Source organism: Paenisporosarcina sp. FSL H8-0542 (assembly GCF_038632915.1).
GTDB lineage: Bacteria > Bacillota > Bacilli > Bacillales_A > Planococcaceae > Paenisporosarcina.
Window position 1 is genome coordinate 1,564,073 of sequence record NZ_CP152050.1, and the last position, 16,352, is coordinate 1,580,424.

At 40.4% G+C, this 16,352-nt stretch carries 17 protein-coding genes; 15 read left to right on the forward strand and 2 right to left on the reverse strand.

Annotated features, from left to right (window positions below; genetic code table 11):
- Positions 1-16 precede the first annotated feature (16 nt).
- From MHH33_RS08305 to MHH33_RS08330, 6 genes are all read left to right on the forward strand, one after another.
- A complete protein-coding gene (locus tag MHH33_RS08305) occupies positions 17-1,333 on the forward strand; it encodes a dihydrolipoamide acetyltransferase family protein (protein WP_342543525.1) in 1,317 nt (438 codons plus the stop codon).
- Between the two features lie 268 nt (positions 1,334-1,601).
- Entirely contained in the window at positions 1,602-3,257 is a 1,656-nt protein-coding gene (locus MHH33_RS08310; RefSeq protein ID WP_342543526.1) for a methylmalonyl-CoA mutase family protein, read from the forward strand.
- Positions 3,247-5,400 (forward strand): methylmalonyl-CoA mutase, encoded by a 2,154-nt coding sequence (scpA, locus tag MHH33_RS08315; protein WP_342543527.1) that lies wholly within the window; start codon positions 3,247-3,249, stop codon positions 5,398-5,400. Before MHH33_RS08310 ends, scpA begins: the two co-directional genes overlap by 11 nt.
- Complete coding sequence (gene meaB / locus MHH33_RS08320; RefSeq protein ID WP_342543528.1) at positions 5,400-6,494, forward strand: methylmalonyl Co-A mutase-associated GTPase MeaB; 1,095 nt, start codon at positions 5,400-5,402, stop codon at positions 6,492-6,494. Before scpA ends, meaB begins: the two co-directional genes overlap by 1 nt.
- Positions 6,495-6,556: 62 nt before the next feature.
- Positions 6,557-6,997 (forward strand): BrxA/BrxB family bacilliredoxin, encoded by a 441-nt coding sequence (locus tag MHH33_RS08325; protein ID WP_342543529.1) that lies wholly within the window; start codon positions 6,557-6,559, stop codon positions 6,995-6,997.
- Positions 6,998-7,163: 166 nt separating this feature from the next.
- Positions 7,164-8,153: an aromatic acid exporter family protein gene (locus MHH33_RS08330; protein ID WP_036659647.1), complete on the forward strand. Its 990-nt coding sequence runs from the start codon at positions 7,164-7,166 to the stop codon at positions 8,151-8,153.
- Between the two features lie 24 nt (positions 8,154-8,177).
- Here MHH33_RS08330 and prli42 read toward each other — a convergent pair whose 3' ends face one another.
- Positions 8,178-8,273 (reverse strand): stressosome-associated protein Prli42, encoded by a 96-nt coding sequence (gene prli42 / locus MHH33_RS08335; RefSeq protein WP_016426997.1) that lies wholly within the window; start codon positions 8,271-8,273, stop codon positions 8,178-8,180.
- Between the two features lie 126 nt (positions 8,274-8,399).
- On the opposite strand from prli42, the gene mce reads away from it, so the two are divergent.
- The 5 genes from mce (at position 8,400) to rnz (ending at position 13,802) form a co-directional block, all read left to right on the forward strand.
- The gene (mce, locus tag MHH33_RS08340) at positions 8,400-8,810 is read left to right on the forward strand and encodes a methylmalonyl-CoA epimerase (protein WP_342543746.1); all 411 of its coding nucleotides are present in this window, start codon (positions 8,400-8,402) and stop codon (positions 8,808-8,810) included.
- 5 nt (positions 8,811-8,815) lie between these two features.
- Complete coding sequence (locus MHH33_RS08345) at positions 8,816-10,363, forward strand: carboxyl transferase domain-containing protein (protein ID WP_342543530.1); 1,548 nt, start codon at positions 8,816-8,818, stop codon at positions 10,361-10,363.
- Between the two features lie 12 nt (positions 10,364-10,375).
- Positions 10,376-11,500 carry a M20/M25/M40 family metallo-hydrolase gene (locus MHH33_RS08350; RefSeq protein WP_342543531.1) on the forward strand — a complete coding sequence of 375 codons (1,125 nt, stop codon included), beginning with the start codon at positions 10,376-10,378 and terminating at the stop codon, positions 11,498-11,500.
- Between the two features lie 87 nt (positions 11,501-11,587).
- The gene (locus tag MHH33_RS08355) at positions 11,588-12,853 is read left to right on the forward strand and encodes a DNA polymerase IV (protein WP_342543532.1); all 1,266 of its coding nucleotides are present in this window, start codon (positions 11,588-11,590) and stop codon (positions 12,851-12,853) included.
- Between the two features lies 1 nt (position 12,854).
- Positions 12,855-13,802, forward strand: a complete 948-nt coding sequence (gene rnz, locus MHH33_RS08360) for a ribonuclease Z (RefSeq protein WP_342543533.1) — start codon at positions 12,855-12,857, stop codon at positions 13,800-13,802.
- A gap of 49 nt (positions 13,803-13,851) precedes the next feature.
- Here rnz and MHH33_RS08365 read toward each other — a convergent pair whose 3' ends face one another.
- Entirely contained in the window at positions 13,852-14,529 is a 678-nt protein-coding gene (locus MHH33_RS08365) for a YdeI/OmpD-associated family protein (protein WP_342543534.1), read from the reverse strand.
- Positions 14,530-14,701: 172 nt separating this feature from the next.
- On the opposite strand from MHH33_RS08365, the gene MHH33_RS08370 reads away from it, so the two are divergent.
- From MHH33_RS08370 to MHH33_RS08385, 4 genes are all read left to right on the forward strand, one after another.
- Positions 14,702-14,887, forward strand: a complete 186-nt coding sequence (locus MHH33_RS08370) for a hypothetical protein (protein ID WP_342543535.1) — start codon at positions 14,702-14,704, stop codon at positions 14,885-14,887.
- 105 nt (positions 14,888-14,992) lie between these two features.
- Positions 14,993-15,403, forward strand: coding sequence for a hypothetical protein (locus tag MHH33_RS08375; RefSeq protein WP_342543537.1), 411 nt, complete (start codon positions 14,993-14,995; stop codon positions 15,401-15,403).
- A gap of 38 nt (positions 15,404-15,441) precedes the next feature.
- Positions 15,442-15,975 (forward strand): GrpB family protein, encoded by a 534-nt coding sequence (locus tag MHH33_RS08380; protein ID WP_342543747.1) that lies wholly within the window; start codon positions 15,442-15,444, stop codon positions 15,973-15,975.
- A gap of 17 nt (positions 15,976-15,992) precedes the next feature.
- Complete coding sequence (locus MHH33_RS08385; RefSeq protein ID WP_342543538.1) at positions 15,993-16,283, forward strand: hypothetical protein; 291 nt, start codon at positions 15,993-15,995, stop codon at positions 16,281-16,283.
- Positions 16,284-16,352 lie beyond the last annotated feature (69 nt).

Sequence of the window (16,352 nt, forward strand, 5' to 3'; positions counted from 1 at the left end):
AAAGGAGGAGTTACAATTGGCAATCGAACAAATTAAAATGCCCCAGCTTGGTGAATCCGTAACAGAAGGAACAATCGAAAAATGGTTGGTTCAACCGGGTGACAAAGTGAATAAGTACGATTCACTTGCTGAAGTGAATACAGATAAAGTAACAGCTGAAATTCCTTCTTCATTTACAGGTGTAATTAAAGAACTGATCGCTACTGAAGGTCAAACTTTGGAAGTTGGCGCAGTTGTTTGTACAATCGAAACAGAAGGTGGTGCATCTTCAGAAGAATCAACATCTGAAGAAACTCCTACAGAAAAAGCAACAGCTGCAGAAATGCCTGCTGCTGAATCGAAGAAGGCTGCAGCACCGACTCCAGTTCGTGAAAAAGGTGCGAAAGCCCGTTATTCACCTGCGGTTCTGAAACTTGCTCAAGAAAACGATATCGACTTATCACTAGTGGACGGAACGGGTAATGAAGGTCGTATTACGCGTAAAGACTTACTTGCGATTATCGAAAGCGGTAATATCCCGACGGCAAAAGCAGAACAAGCTGCTCCTAAAGCAGAAACTGCTGCGCCTGCTCAAAACACAGCTCAAGCTTCTAAACCAGCTGCGGCTCGTGTCAATGTACCAGTAGCTGTAGGTGATATCGAAATTCCGGTTACAGGAATTCGTAAAGCCATCGCTGCCAACATGTTGCGCAGTAAACATGAAGCACCACATGCGTGGACAATGATTGAAGTAGATGTAACAAACCTAGTTCAATACCGCGATTCCATCAAAAATGAATTCAAGAAAAAAGAAGGATTCAATGTGACGTATTTCGCATTCTTCGTAAAAGCTGTTTCTCAAGCTTTAAAAGAATTCCCAATGATGAACTCAATGTGGGCTGGTGACAAAATCGTACAGAAAAAAGACATCAACATTTCAATCGCTGTTGCGACGGAAGATGCTTTATTCGTACCGGTAATTAAAAATGCTGATGAAAAAACAATCAAAGGTATCGGTCGTGAAATCAATGAATTGGCAGGCAAAGTACGTGCTGGTAAATTGAAATCTGATGAAATGCAAGGTGGTACATTCACAGTAAATAACACCGGTTCATTCGGTTCAATTCAATCAATGGGCATCATCAATTACCCACAAGCAGCAATTCTACAAGTAGAATCAATCGTTAAACGTCCAGTAATCATGGATGGCGGAATGATTGCAGCTCGCGACATGGTTAATTTATGTTTATCTCTTGATCACCGTGTATTGGATGGCTTGGTTTGCGGACGCTTCTTAGCTCGCGTAAAAGAAATCCTTGAAAACATGACGAAAGAAAACACTTCAGTTTATTAAAAGAAAAGTGTAAAGCGCAACTCGAGTTCGACACCGGCGCTTGAAAGGTTCCCTTTGCGACGAGTAACCGCAGGAGCAGGACCGAATTGAAAACCTGTTTTCGCATGAGGTACTGAAGCTTAGGTGCGAACTTGCGCTTGAAACTGGACAAAAAAATTACCCGATACCGAAACTCGGTCATCGGGTTTTTTGTGCTTTTATCATGGCCCAAACTCAGTTAGACTAAGAGTGAGTAACAGATTCGAAGGAGGGAAGCGAAAGCGACCACATGACAATCGAACAAATGAAACAGGCAACTTTTCCTAAAGCGAATTTTGAAAATTGGCAAGAAGAAGCTGTTCGTACTTTAAAAGGCAAACCGTATGAACAATTGATTACACCGACTTTTGAAGGTATCGACCTCGAACCACTTTATACGGCTGAACATTTACATAAAACATTGAATCATTCCGCCGTCATTTCGCATGCGAAAAAAGAATCGACTTGGCTTGTTGCCCAAACGACAAATGCCGGTTCGGCTTCAGAATTTCTACATAAAGCAAAAAAACAATTAAATCTAGGTAACGACATGATTGTCTACAAAGCTACAGTGCCTTCATGGGCTTGGTCAGCTACTGAAATAGAGGACTTGGCTAAATTGTTGAATAGCCACCCATTCCTTTTATCAATTAAAGACTCTGACGATCAAATCATGCAAGTCTTTGACAGAATGACTAAGCAGCAGTTAGATGAACTGAATGGATACATTGAAGGTCCCGTCTCAGTTCAGTCACTTAGCAGAAATATTTCAACCAGTGCTATTCACTACGCTGGTGGTACTGCCGTTCATGAACTTGCCTATGCATTGTTGGCACTATCGAAACAAGCAGAAGAGCAAGCTGAATTAACAAAGGTCGCGACACAATTTGAAATCGACACGAACTTCTTTATGGAAATAGCTAAATTACGTGCATTCCGCGTATTATGGAAAGCGTTTTCAAGTGCATATAACCAAAAGGAAGAAGCAATTAACGTTATTGCTAATACTTCATTGAGATCATACTCGAAATTAGATCCGACTGTTAATTTATTACGAGCCGGAAATGCAGCTTTTTCAGCCGTACTAGGCGGCTCAGACATCCTATCGGTTTCACCTCATGATGCATTGACAGGCACATCTCCAACGTCAGAGCGAATTGCACGCAATGTACAACTGGTCATTCGCGAAGAGACGATGGTTAATAAAATGATTGATCCTTCAGCAGGTTCATTTTATGTCGAATCATTAACTGCAGACCTTGTCAGACAATCATGGGATTTGTTCCTGAAAACATTGGATATGAATCCAGCGGAACAAGAAAATTATTTGATGTCACTGGCTAAAAACGTCCACTCATCAAGAATACAAGCAATCGCAAAACGCAAAGCTTCATTAATCGGGACGAATGTTTATGCCAATCCGTCAGATTCGATTGTTACAACTGACACTGCAAAAGAATACGGACGCTTAGCAGTTCCTTTCGAACAGCTTCGAAAACATTTCGGTGAGTTTCCACTTTCAACTGCCGTTGTGTTGTTTGGCGTTTTGAAAGACGTTAAACCGAGAGCTGATTTTGTCCAAGGTTTCCTGCAAGCTGGAGGATTAAATCCAGTCATGAGCCCAGTATTCTCTGATGCTCAATCTGCATGGCATTGGGTAAAATCTAACCAGATGGAATATGTGGTATTTGCAGCTAAGGATGAAATGACGAACGAAATTCTGCCACAGTTCTTAAATATTGCCGATCAACAAACAATAATTGATGTTGCGGGTAGACATACTGAAGAAAACAAATGGCGCGAGCAAGGTCTGAATGGTTCTATTTTTGCAGGCCAGGATGTCATTGCCAAAATGCAGCAATTGATTGATGTTAAAAAGAATGGGGGCCATGGTAATGAAGCCTGATTTCAAAGCAGTTCAACTGGAACAGTTTGTAACGCAACAACATGACTCACAAAAAGCTGACGAATCCTATTTAACGAATGAAGGTATTCGACTGGCTTCTAGATATACAAAAGAAGATGTAGAAAAACTTGATCATATGTCGGATTTTCCAGGTATTGCACCAAACACACGAGGACCTTATCCCACGATGTATGTGTCACGTCCATGGACTGTACGACAATATGCAGGATTTTCAACTGCGGAAGAAAGTAATGCCTTTTATCGCCGAAACTTGGCAATGGGACAGAAAGGGCTTTCAGTAGCCTTTGATTTGGCTACCCATCGAGGATACGATTCTGACCATGAACGGGTAACAGGCGATGTTGGGAAAGCTGGAGTAGCAATTGATTCGATAGAAGACATGAAAATTTTGTTCGATGGCATTCCTTTAGATCAAATGTCAGTATCAATGACCATGAACGGGGCGGTATTGCCGATCTTGGCCTTTTATATTGTGACAGCGGAAGAACAGGGTGTTACGCATGAGCAATTAACGGGAACTATTCAAAATGACATTTTGAAAGAATACATGGTACGTAACACGTACATTTATCCACCGAAAATGTCGATGAAAATCATTGCGGATATTTTTGAATACACGTCGAAGTTTATGCCAAAATTCAATTCGATTTCGATTTCTGGTTACCATATGCAAGAAGCAGGTGCAACTGCTGATATCGAACTTGCTTATACATTGGCAGATGGATTGGAATATGTGAGAACTGGTTTGAAAGCAGGAATCGACATTGATTCATTTGCACCCCGATTGTCGTTTTTCTGGGCAATTGGCATGAATTATTTCATGGAAGTAGCGAAAATGCGTGCTGCTAGAAGAATATGGGCGCAAATGATGCAGACGTTTGATCCGAAGAATTCGAAATCTTTGGCACTCCGAACACATTCTCAAACGTCAGGATGGAGTTTAACGGAGCAAGATCCATTCAACAATGTGACACGTACATTAATTGAAGCAAATGCGTCAGCTATGGGGCATACGCAGTCCCTGCATACCAATGCATTGGATGAAGCAATTGCGTTACCGACGGATTTCTCAGCGCGAATTGCACGTAATACGCAGTTGTTCCTACAGGAAGAAACGATGATGACTAAAGTGATCGATCCGTGGGGAGGTTCTTATGCTGTCGAGAAATTGACGGATGAATTGATGCAAAAAGCATGGGCATTGATTGAAGAAATCGAAGAACTTGGCGGAATGGCGAAAGCGATTGAAACGGGATTACCGAAAATGAAAATCGAAGAAGCTGCTGCTAAGAAACAAGCACAAATTGACTCAGGTAAAGAAATCATCATCGGTGTCAACAAATTCCGACTTGCTGAAGAAGAACCGATTGATATCTTGAATATTGACAATACGGTCGTGCGTCAAAAACAAATCGACCGTCTTGAAAAAATGAAACAAACGCGAAATGAAGAAGACTTGCAATTGGCATTGACTGCTCTTACAAAAGCGGCTGAAACTGGGGAAGACAATTTGCTGGCATGTGCAGTTCAAGCGGCGCGTGTTCGTGCTACTCTTGGCGAAATTTCAGATGCGATTGAAAGAGTATCAGGTCGACATAAGGCGGTGATTCGTTCCGTGAGTGGCGTATACAGTTCAAACTTCTCAAATGAAGAAGAAATCCAGGCAGTAAAAGACATGACGGAAGACTTTAAAGAAAACGAGGGTCGCCGTCCACGTATTATAATCGCGAAAATGGGGCAGGACGGACACGATCGTGGTGCCAAAGTCATCGCGACGGCATTTGCCGATTTAGGTTTTGACGTGGATATTGGTCCGTTATTCCAAACACCAGAAGAAACAGCAAAACAAGCGGTCGAAAACGATGTGCACGTAATTGGAGTGAGTTCACTTGCAGCTGGACATATGACCTTAGTGCCTGCACTTCAAAGTGAACTGAAGAAAATGAATCGTGAAGATATTCTCATTGTGGTTGGAGGCGTCATTCCAGCTCAAGATTATGCGTTTTTACGTGAAAATGGAGCTGCTGCAATCTTTGGGCCAGGAACTGTCATTCCGGTGGCAGCTGCGAAAGTGATAGAAGAAATCTATAGACGTCTTGGGTATGAGGAAGTGAAGGAATAATGGAAGGTCAAGAGAACCAGCAGAAAAGTGCAATGCATGTGATGGGTGGACTAAAGTCTACTCATGACGGCATGGGGCAAACGTCTCGAAAGCAATTTCGACGATCTCACAAAAAAGAGATTTCTGTCGATGATTTTTCGCGTGAAATTCGTCAAGGTTCCAGGCTCCATTTAGCTAAAGCCATCACTTTGCTTGAAAGTACCGTGATGGACGATAAACGTACTGGTCAACAGTTACTGCAGGAATTGCTGCCTCATACGGGAAATAGTATTCGTATCGGCATCACGGGTGTTCCAGGTGCGGGGAAAAGTACGTTTATCGAAGCGTTCGGGAAATATTTGTGTGACATTGGATTTAAAGTGGCTGTACTCGCCATTGATCCGAGCTCAAGCCTTACAGGTGGCAGTATTTTAGGGGATAAAACTCGAATGGAAGAACTCGTTCGACACGAAAATGCTTTCATTCGACCATCTCCTTCTGCAGGGACACTCGGTGGCGTTCACAAAAAAACGCGAGAAACGATGTTGCTTTGTGAAGCTGCAGGTTACGATGTTATCTTGATTGAAACGGTCGGTGTTGGGCAAAGTGAAACGATTGTACGCGGCATGGTCGATTTCTTTATGTTACTCGTTTTAACAGGCGCGGGGGACGAACTTCAAGGAATGAAGAAAGGCATTATGGAACTGGCCGATTTGCTGATTGTGCATAAAGCGGATGGAGACAATCTGAAAATGTCGAAAAAGACCGTTGCCGAATATGAGCAAATTCTTCATTTCCTACAACCTGCCAGTCTAGGCTGGACGACAAAAGCTATGCCTGTCTCTTCTATTGAAAAAATGGGAATACGCGAAGTTTGGAAAGTAATCGGTTCTTTTAAAGAAACGTTGACTGAATCAGGCGTTTTTGATGAACGCCGCCAGTCACAGACAAAAGAGTGGTTTCGTACGATGATTTTAGATCGTCTAATGGATGAATTTTATGGAACCCCACAGACGAAATCGCAAGTGAAATCGCTGGAAAAAGAAATTTTACAAGGTGATTTGACCGTTTCACAGGCAGTTGAGCAATTATTTACAAACACGTCCAAAACCTAGATTTTGCGTGTCTATTAATGACCTGCTATTATTAATGGTGAAGTTTGAGAGGAGTTTTACAAATGAACATGGATTTTAACATATTGATGAATGATATAGTACGTCAGGCACGTGGTGAGATGGAGGCAAGTGGTTATGAGCAATTGACTTCTGCAGAAGATGTTGAACAAGCATTCTCCCGTCCAGGTACGTCTTTAGTGATGATTAACTCTGTATGTGGTTGTGCAGGCGGCATTGCTCGCCCTGCAGCAGCGAATGCAGTACATTACGACAAACGACCAAATCATTTAGTAACAGTATTTGCAGGACAAGATAAAGAAGCAACTGCTCAAGCTCGTATGTTGTTTGGGGATGACCATTTGCCATCTTCACCTTCATTTGTTCTATTAAAAGATGGACAAGCTGTTGCTGATATCGGTCGCCACGAAATCGAAGGACATGACCCAATGTCAGTCATCACACACATTCAAGCGCTGTTTGAAGAACATTGTGACGAGCTATAAGGAAAGGAAGAGCACTTAGTTGGTGCTCTTTTTTCTTCTTTATTTATTGACTCTACACTTGTGGGTCTCACTCTTCACGTATATAGCTAGAAGATTATATTTGGTTACTCTAAATGCATGTTAAGAATTGTTGATTTTCACTTTTCTTGCGAAAGTTGGTGTACTCATGAATTTCCGACGATTTAAAATTGGTTATCGGACATTAAAAACGGCAGTTGGCGCGAGTATAGCCATGCTTATTGCCATGTTTTTGAATTTGGATTATTATAGTTCCGCCTTCATTTTGACCGTTTTGTGCATTCAACCCACTAAACGGAAGTCACTACGTGCAGTTTATTCACGTATCATTGCCAGCATCATCGGGGTGGGGTTCGCTTTCGTATTTTTTGAAGGAATCGCGTATCATCCACTAGTTTTCGGCCTTATTTTAATATTATTTATTCCAACGCTTGTATCCTTAAGATTTCAGGATGGCTTTGTTTCTAGCGTTGTCATCCTCCTGCATTTATTTGATGCTAAAGATATGTCATGGTCACTGTTGTGGAATGAAGTTCAATTGATGATTGTCGGATTTGGTGTGGCATTGTTAGTTAACTTATATATGCCTTCAATCGAGAAGGATTTAAAAAAATATCGTTTGGATCTCGAGTCCTTGTATTCGAAGATTTTTCATGAAATTACTTCGTATTTACGAAACGGAGAATCGGATTGGGATGGAAAAGAACTTGTTGAAGCCTCTGAAGTGATTGAAAAAGGAAAAGCTCTTGCTTATCAGGATGTCGAAAACCATTTAAACCGCAGACAAAATCTGCATTACCTATATTTCGATATGCGCGAACAACAGTTCGAAATTATTGAGAGAGTTTTACCGAAAATAACTGCGTTGCCAGTTAATATTTCTCATTGTTACATTGTCGCTGACTTTATGGAAGAATTGGCGAATCACGTACATTCCGGAAATACGGCTCATAAGTTTATATCGAAGCTAGATGAGGTTAAAGAAGACTTTGCTAAGATGCCTCTTCCGAAAGATCATGAAAACTTTCTGGCGATGGCGGCACTTTATCAATTCATCGAAGAGATGGAACAGTATTTACGTATCAAACGTAGCTTTGTTGGATTTAATATGAAAAAAAAGACAGCTTCGAAGGAGTAATAAGATTCCCTTCGAAGCTGTTTTTTAAAAGAACAAGCTTAATCCAAACAAGATACTTGATAAAGCCATCATGATGATCATTAAATAGATGACAAACTTGCGGAAATTAGCATTACGCATGCGAGACAACTCCTTTAACTAGCTATTCTTAAGTTTAGTAGAAACTGAAAAAATTCTCAAGAGGTAGAGTTTTCAAAAAGAAATCGGTACAATAGAGGATGGAGAAAACAGAAGGGTGTGGCTATTTTGAAAAAGGTCGATCATATCGGCATCGCCGTTAAAAGTCTAGATGAAACAATCCCTTATTATACAGAAACATTAGGTTTAACAGTTTTGAAAATCGAAGAAGTAGCTTCTGAATCAGTACGTGTGGCATTCATTGATGCAGGTAACGTCAAACTTGAGTTACTGGAGCCAATGTCTGAACAAAGTGCCATTCACTCTTTCATTGAAAAAAAAGGGGAAGGCATTCATCACATTGCTTTTGGAGTAGAGGGCATCGACGAACGCATGATTGAACTTCGTGAAAAAGGCGTACGAATATTAAATGAACAGCCGAAGATTGGAGCGGGTGGTGCTCAAGTTGCCTTCTTGCATCCAAAGTCTTCTTTCGGTGTACTTTATGAATTGTGTGATAAAAGCGGGTTAAAGGGGTAATATACATGGACATTTATGAAAAAATCAATGATTTATACGATCGCAAGCGTGAAATAGAACTGGGCGGCGGAGACGATAGAATTGAAAAACAGCACGCTAAAGGAAAATTGACAGCACGTGAACGCATCGATTTATTGGTCGATCCAGGAACGTTCGTTGAATTGAATCCATTCATTGAACACCGTACGGTCGACTTTGGCATGGACACTCAAAAAGGGCCAGGGGATGGAGTCGTTACAGGATACGGGAAAGTAAATGGTCGTGCGATTTATTTATTCTCTCAGGACTTCACAGTATTTGGCGGAGCACTTGGTGAGATGCATGCGATGAAAATTGCCAATGTCATGGACTTGGCAGCCAAAAATGGCGCACCGTTCATTGGGTTAAATGATTCTGGTGGTGCACGTATTCAAGAGGGCGTTGTGTCTCTTGATGGATATGGCCATATTTTCTATCGTAATACCATTTATTCAGGCGTCATTCCGCAAATCTCGGTCATTATGGGACCATGTGCCGGTGGGGCAGTCTATTCTCCAGCAATCACGGATTTTGTCTTTATGGTCGATAAAACAAGCCAAATGTTTATTACCGGTCCAAAAGTTATTGAAACAGTTACAGGAGAAAAAATATCTTCTGAGGACTTGGGCGGTTCAAAAGTACATAATGCCATCAGTGGAAATGCTCATTTCCGTGCTGAAACAGAGCAGGAAATACTTCAGCAGGTTAGAGATTTACTAAGTTTCTTGCCACAAAATAACGATGAGAAACCACCTCGTCTGGAAGCTGACCAAATGGATGATTATCGACCTGAATTAACGGATGTTGTACCGTTTGATGCAATTCGTCCTTACGACATTCGTAAAGTTATCGAACAAGTGGTGGACCAGGATTCATTCATGGAAGTACAGAAAGAGTTTGCACGTAATATTGTAATTGGTCTGGCTCGTATTAAAGGGGAAGTCGTAGGTTTGGTGTGTAACCAGCCGAAAGTAATGGCTGGGGGTCTCGACATCAATTCTTCGGATAAAGCAGCACGTTTTATTCGATTCTGTGACTCATTCAATATTCCAATCATTACGTTTGAAGATGTAACCGGATTTTTCCCGGGAATTAAACAAGAACATGGTGGAATCATTCGTCACGGGGCAAAGATTTTATATGCGTATTCTGAAGCAACTGTTCCGAAGATGACAGTCATTTTAAGAAAAGCATATGGTGGAGCATATGTAGCACTAAACTCTAAATCCATCGGTGCTGATCTGGTGTTCTCTTGGCCAAACGCAGAAATTGCAGTAATGGGTCCACAAGGGGCAGCAAACGTAATCTTTTCCCGGGAAATCGCGCAAAGCGACAATCCTGAACAAACGCGTGCGACAAAAATCGAGGAATATCGCGAAAAATTTGCAAACCCTTATGTAGCTGCTGCACGAGGTATGGTGGATGATGTAATCGATCCACGCGAAACGCGTATTAAACTCATTCAGGCTCTAGATATGATGCGTAATAAGAAAGAAACCCGACCTACCAAAAAACATGGCAATATCCCATTATAAAGGAGTTTTAATATGACAAACCAACGTTTAATTGATGAGTTTTTGGAACTCGTACAAATAGATTCAGAAACAAAACATGAGCAAATAATTGCACCTATCTTAAAAAGCAAAATGGAAGACCTGGGTTTTGACGTAATTGAAGACGACTCGGCTGCCCGAAGTGGCCATGGTGCTGGAAATTTAATCGCCACTTTAAAAGGAACTCTCGCAGATGTGGACACAATATATTTCACGACTCATATGGATACTGTAGTTCCCGGGAAAGGGATTAAACCTGAACTTCGCGAAGACGGCTATATTTATTCCGACGGCACAACGATTTTAGGTGCAGATGATAAAGCAGGCATTGCGGCGTTATTCGACATGATTAAACGCCTAAAAGAAGAATCAGTTGAGCATGGGGACATTCAATTCATTATTACTGCTGGTGAAGAAAGTGGACTTGCAGGTGCAAAACAATTAGATGCTTCTCTAATCACTGCCAAATATGGATTTGCAGTCGATTCAGATGGGAAAGTCGGTGGAATCGTTACGGCAGCCCCTTACCAAGCAAAAATTGGAGCGAAGATTTTGGGCAAAACTGCACATGCAGGCGTTGCACCAGAAAAAGGAATTTCTGCCATTAACATTGCTGCAAAATCAATAGCGAAAATGACATTAGGTCGTATCGATGAAGAAACGACTGCCAATATCGGACGTTTTGAAGGTGGCGGTGCAACGAATATCGTATGCGATGAAGTGAATATTCTAGCTGAAGCACGTTCGATTGTGCCGGATAAATTGGACATTCAAACTGCGCATATGAAAACGGTATTTGAAGAGACCTCTGCTGCAATGGGTGGAAAAGCCGAAATCGATATTCAGTTAATGTATCCTGGCTTCCGTTTTGATGAAGATGAACATGTGACGCAAGTAGCCATTCAAGCAGTCAAGAACATTGGACGCACACCAAACCTTGGAACAAGTGGTGGCGGAAGTGATGCAAACATCATTGCAGGCTTCGGCATTCCTACGGTGAATTTGTCTGTTGGATATGAAGAGATTCACACGAAAAATGAACGCATGCCTGTAGAAGAACTTGAGAAATTGTCAGATTTACTCGTTGAAATTGTTAAGGTTTCCGCAAAACAAGCTTAATACATGGCTAAAGTCGAGATTTCAGGTTAACCTGATGTCTCGATTTTTGTTATGATTATGTTCAGTACATGAAGAGGCGATGAGGATATGATGGATATAAAACGCAATAAATCTCGTATTATTTTTCATATTGATATGAATAGTTTTTATGCGTCAGTTGAGCAATCGTATGATCCTACTTTAAAAGGGAAAGCGATTGCCATTGCCGGAAATCCAAAAGAACGAAGAGGTATTCTCGTAACTTGTTCATATGAGGCGCGTGCCCGTGGAGTCTATACAACGATGAGTGTGTGGGAAGCAAAGCGAAAATGTCCCGAACTAACATTGTTGCCTCCAAATTTCGAGCGTTATCGAATTGCATCTCGAGCGATGTTTGATTTATTAAGAACGTATACAAAACAAGTAGAACCAGTATCGATAGATGAAGGTTATATGGATGTCACAGAAATTGATAGCCCTATGTCACCCTTACAAATTGCAGCGGACATTCAGACAAGGTTAGTACAGGAGCTGGATTTGCCTTGTTCGATTGGCATTGCGCCAAATAAATTTTTAGCAAAAACGGCGTCGAATTTGAAGAAACCCATGGGGATTACGGTCCTGCGAAAGCGGGATATAGATAAAGTTTTATGGCCACTACCAGTATTGGAAATGCATGGGGTAGGCGAAAGCACTGCGAAAAAATTGAACAGTATCGGTTTGAAAACGATTGGCGATATTGCCAACGCTGAAGAAGGTTTATTGAAAGAAGCACTTGGGAAGAATGGCATTCGACTGAAAAATCGAGCTAATGGACAAGATGAACGGTTTGTCGACCCAGATTCCGTTTATGATACAAAAAGTGTAGGAAACTCCACGACATTGCCGAGTGACGAAACCGATTTACATGAACTGCGAAAAGTCTTTCAAAACTTGAGTTCGAGAGTGGCAAACCGTTTGGAAGCAAAGCGACTCGCCGGTCCAACCGTGTCCATTCAAATTAGGGATGCGGATTGGAGAAATTCATCACGCAGTCAATCGTTTCGCAATCTGCTTTATGAAAAGGATAAGATTTTTGAAGTGGCATGGTCATTGTTTACGAAAAATTGGGATGGCCAAGCTATTAGACTGCTTGGCGTGACTGTCAGTAACGTTGTAGACCGTGTAGACTTCACCGAACAATTATCCATATACAATTTTGAGGAACATGCAAAAGAAGAGCCTATATTGAAGCTGGTAGAATCTCTACAATCAAAATTCGGCAAAGATATGATTACAAGAGGACATACACAAGCTAGGAAACCGACGTATGAATCCAAGACAAGTTTCAGTAAAGATTTTTTAGATGATCACAAAGATAGGGAGAACACCTGATATGGAATTGCAATTTTTAGGCACAGGCGCAGGCATGCCTTCCAAACAACGAAATACAAGCGCACTCGTATTGAAACTGATGCAGGAAAGAGGCACTTTTTGGTTGTTTGATTGTGGTGAAGCGACGCAGCACCAAATGCTGCACACGACCTTAAAGCCCAGAAAGCTTGAAAAAATATTCATTACCCATTTGCATGGGGACCATATTTTCGGTTTGCCTGGCTTACTGGGTTCTCGTTCTTTTATGGACGGGAAAGAACCTTTGACCATTTATGGACCTATCGGTATTGAAGAGTGGATTACTACGACCCTTCGTATATCGCGAACCGTTTTACAATATAAAGTGAACTTTGTTGAGATAGAAGAAGGCGTAATTTTCGAAGATGAGCAATTTACTGTTGAGGCTAAATTGTTGCAACATGTTATTCCTTGTTTTGGCTATCGAGTCATTCAAAAACCTTTACCACCACAATTACTGATTGAAAAGGCCATTCAACTAGGAGTACCGAAAGGACCTTTGTTGGCAAAACTAAAAAAAGGGCAGGATGTAGTTTTAGAAAATGGTCAAAGTGTGTTAAGTCAAGATGTAACAGCTGGACCGGTAAATGGATTCTCTATAAGTATTCTCGGAGATACGCGTTATTGCCAGGCGTCAATTGAATTAAGCAGGGACGTTGATATTGTCGTCCATGAAGCGACATTTGATGCAGGTACAGAGGAACTTGCGAAACCTTATGGCCATTCAACAATTACACAGGCAGCACAAGTTGCGAAAGAAAGTGGAGCCAAACATCTCATCGTTCAACATATCAGCGCCAGATTTTTACCCAGCCAAGCAGAAGAACTGCGAAAACAAGGATTATCCGTATTTCCTTCCATTACTGTAGCGGAAGATTTTGCAGAATATGAATGGAAGCAAGATGAATTGAAAAGAATCAAAAATAAATAAGCGTATCTGAATGAATTCAGGTACGCTTATTTTTCTTTTGTAAGACCATTTACTTTTTCTTTCTTCGAAACAAATCCATGGATTTGAAGCCTTCCCCTAGAATGGTTTCCATTTCAAGTAAGCGTTTTTCCTGAGTTTCAAGTTTCTTCGCACTATACACATATCGTGCCCAATCTTTTTGATAGCCGAAAGTCAATTTATTATAAGCTTCCAGTAAATCTTCATTGCGACTCAAATATTCTTTGATGTGTTCTACATACTCAATATAGTCATCGGCGCATTGGCTATTTTTTATGCTGTCTGTTTTTTTAGGTTTCTTAGGCAACGATTTCAATCCCACAATTGTAAAGGTTTCATTCAGACTGACCATGCGCGAAAATTTCAGCTGACTGTTTCGAACATAACCATCTTCATCAACTGATAAATCTTCATACAATCGATCACGTTCAATAAATTCTTTATAGGTCGGATTCTTCTTTTTGGGATATGCAAAATACAGATAGCCATTGTCTTCTATCAGATTCTTGTCAATGATTGTGTTCAGTTGTTGTGTGAAATCTTCCAGTGTGAAAGTGAAGACAAATACGAACTGGTAACGAGTATCCTTTATGGTCGTATCATAGTGTAAATCTTCAAAATCATGGACTGTTTCTGGTTTATTTAAGATTAATTTGGTGGAGTAGTTATGTATGCCTAATTTTTCAATGACAGTTTTCGTAGAATTCATTCTTCATTCTCCTCTGGTACTTCAATAATATTATTATATATGAAAAATCAAATGAGCTAAAACGTAATCGTATCGGCTCATACATTTCCATAAAATGCAAAAAAACTATGATATCATCTACTTGTCTTGTTATTTAGAATAAACAAAATTTTCTGTATGGGGGAATCATGAGTTGGAAAATGAGAGTAAATCGAACAAGGAACCACATCGTAGACCCATGATTGATTTTGCAGACGCTGTTAACCGATCCATGGTTGGTGATTTAGGGGCTCTATCTAAAGGAGGTTGTTGGTCAACAATCATGATGGTGCCTGTGGTCATTGTAGTAATATTTCTATTGTCAAAATGTTCTTCATAACCGCACCTCACTTTTTGGAACCTGTTTCTTGGAAATCCGTTATGTACAATAAATGCAATTAAAGGAGAGATGATTATCAAGAAGAGTCTAATAGGATTTTTCGTTTTGTCATTCATTTTGTTTAGTGTTGTTGGCTGTAGTAATGAAGGTTCGCCTACATTAACCAGAGTCTATTATGATATCGTCAACTCTGAGGAAAATACTGAAGGAACCTGGATGATTATTGATGAACAAAGTTTGACTGATATCGATCAAGCGTTCAAAGAAATTAAGTGGGACCCGAATACGATGCCATCTATGTCTCGTGAGGAAGTCGTCAAAGTAACATTGTTTCGGGAAACTGATAAGAATCTACCAGAACGTTTGGATTACTACAGCATTTGGTTCAATGCCGATGAGACGGCGACGATTATCAGTGAGAACGAAAGTGAAGGTTTTGGAAATTTGGAGCAGGAACAGACTCAGATTCTGAAAGAATATTTATTAAATACAACGGATAGAACCCTAGCTCCATAACACATTGGTAATCATGAGAAAAGAGGGGGAGTATGGATTTGAAACTGGGATTGAAAAAAGATGAGATCATATTAGCACCTCATTCAAATGAATGGGATACGGAATTTCTTAAGACAAAACATGAAATACAAAATCACACCAAGCTTGAAAGTAGCAGGATTGAACACATCGGCAGTACATCCATTAAAGGGCTAATGGCAAAACCAATAGTGGATATTGTCGTTGGTCTTGATGAAATAAAACAAATCGATAAATCATTTTCAGAAGGTCTTAAAAAAGCAGGCTTTTTAAGATTAGGTGTGGAACGACCATCAGAAGTGGTTTTTGCGAAATTTACAGATGACACATATGATATGAAAACGCATTTTATCCATTTGGTTGAATATAAAAAAGAACTATGGAATAACTTAATTTTCTTCAGAGATTATTTAAACTCGCACGAAGCAACTAGAAAAGAATATGAGCAACTCAAATTGGAATATGTAAAAGAGAGCAATAGTGGCATTCTGGAATACACGAATCATAAGGAAGAATTCGTCAAACGCATTTGTGCCATGAGATTGAATGGTTGAGATGGGAGTGAAAGTGAATGACAAGAACGATACGCATCGCCTTGCTACTTGTATTGTCTCTACTAGTCATTTCTTTCATATCCAATCCAAGTAATCAAGAATACCAGGAATTCAGTGAAGAAACGACCGGTATTAAGATTTCAGAAGATATAGAATTAGAAAGAATAAACTTTTATCTATTTTCCACTTATTCGGTGCAAGCATTGCCTTATGAACATGGAATAGTTCACTTAGGATTCATGGGGAAATTCTTTCAAATTTCGAATGGGCAGTATGATTATCCAAGTTGGTTGGAATTTTTCAATTGATGGGGAAGAAATAGCTTTCAATATGTTGTCAGGAAGAGGAAAATAGAGATAAATGTATAGTTCACTATC

What these genes read in the sequence shown, in the direction of transcription:
- meaB (WP_342543528.1), top strand. Translation starts at nt 5,400, where the DNA reads ATGGAAGGTCAAGAGAACCAGCAGAAAAGTGCAATGCATGTGATGGGT.
- MHH33_RS08330 (WP_036659647.1), top strand. Translation starts at nt 7,164, where the DNA reads ATGAATTTCCGACGATTTAAAATTGGTTATCGGACATTAAAAACGGCA.
- scpA (WP_342543527.1), top strand. Translation starts at nt 3,247, where the DNA reads ATGAAGCCTGATTTCAAAGCAGTTCAACTGGAACAGTTTGTAACGCAA.
- MHH33_RS08310 (WP_342543526.1), top strand. Translation starts at nt 1,602, where the DNA reads ATGACAATCGAACAAATGAAACAGGCAACTTTTCCTAAAGCGAATTTT.
- MHH33_RS08365 (WP_342543534.1), bottom strand. Translation starts at nt 14,529, where the DNA reads ATGAATTCTACGAAAACTGTCATTGAAAAATTAGGCATACATAACTAC.
- rnz (WP_342543533.1), top strand. Translation starts at nt 12,855, where the DNA reads ATGGAATTGCAATTTTTAGGCACAGGCGCAGGCATGCCTTCCAAACAA.
- MHH33_RS08325 (WP_342543529.1), top strand. Translation starts at nt 6,557, where the DNA reads ATGAACATGGATTTTAACATATTGATGAATGATATAGTACGTCAGGCA.
- prli42 (WP_016426997.1), bottom strand. Translation starts at nt 8,273, where the DNA reads ATGCGTAATGCTAATTTCCGCAAGTTTGTCATCTATTTAATGATCATC.
- MHH33_RS08345 (WP_342543530.1), top strand. Translation starts at nt 8,816, where the DNA reads ATGGACATTTATGAAAAAATCAATGATTTATACGATCGCAAGCGTGAA.
- MHH33_RS08385 (WP_342543538.1), top strand. Translation starts at nt 15,993, where the DNA reads ATGACAAGAACGATACGCATCGCCTTGCTACTTGTATTGTCTCTACTA.
- MHH33_RS08355 (WP_342543532.1), top strand. Translation starts at nt 11,588, where the DNA reads ATGATGGATATAAAACGCAATAAATCTCGTATTATTTTTCATATTGAT.
- MHH33_RS08350 (WP_342543531.1), top strand. Translation starts at nt 10,376, where the DNA reads ATGACAAACCAACGTTTAATTGATGAGTTTTTGGAACTCGTACAAATA.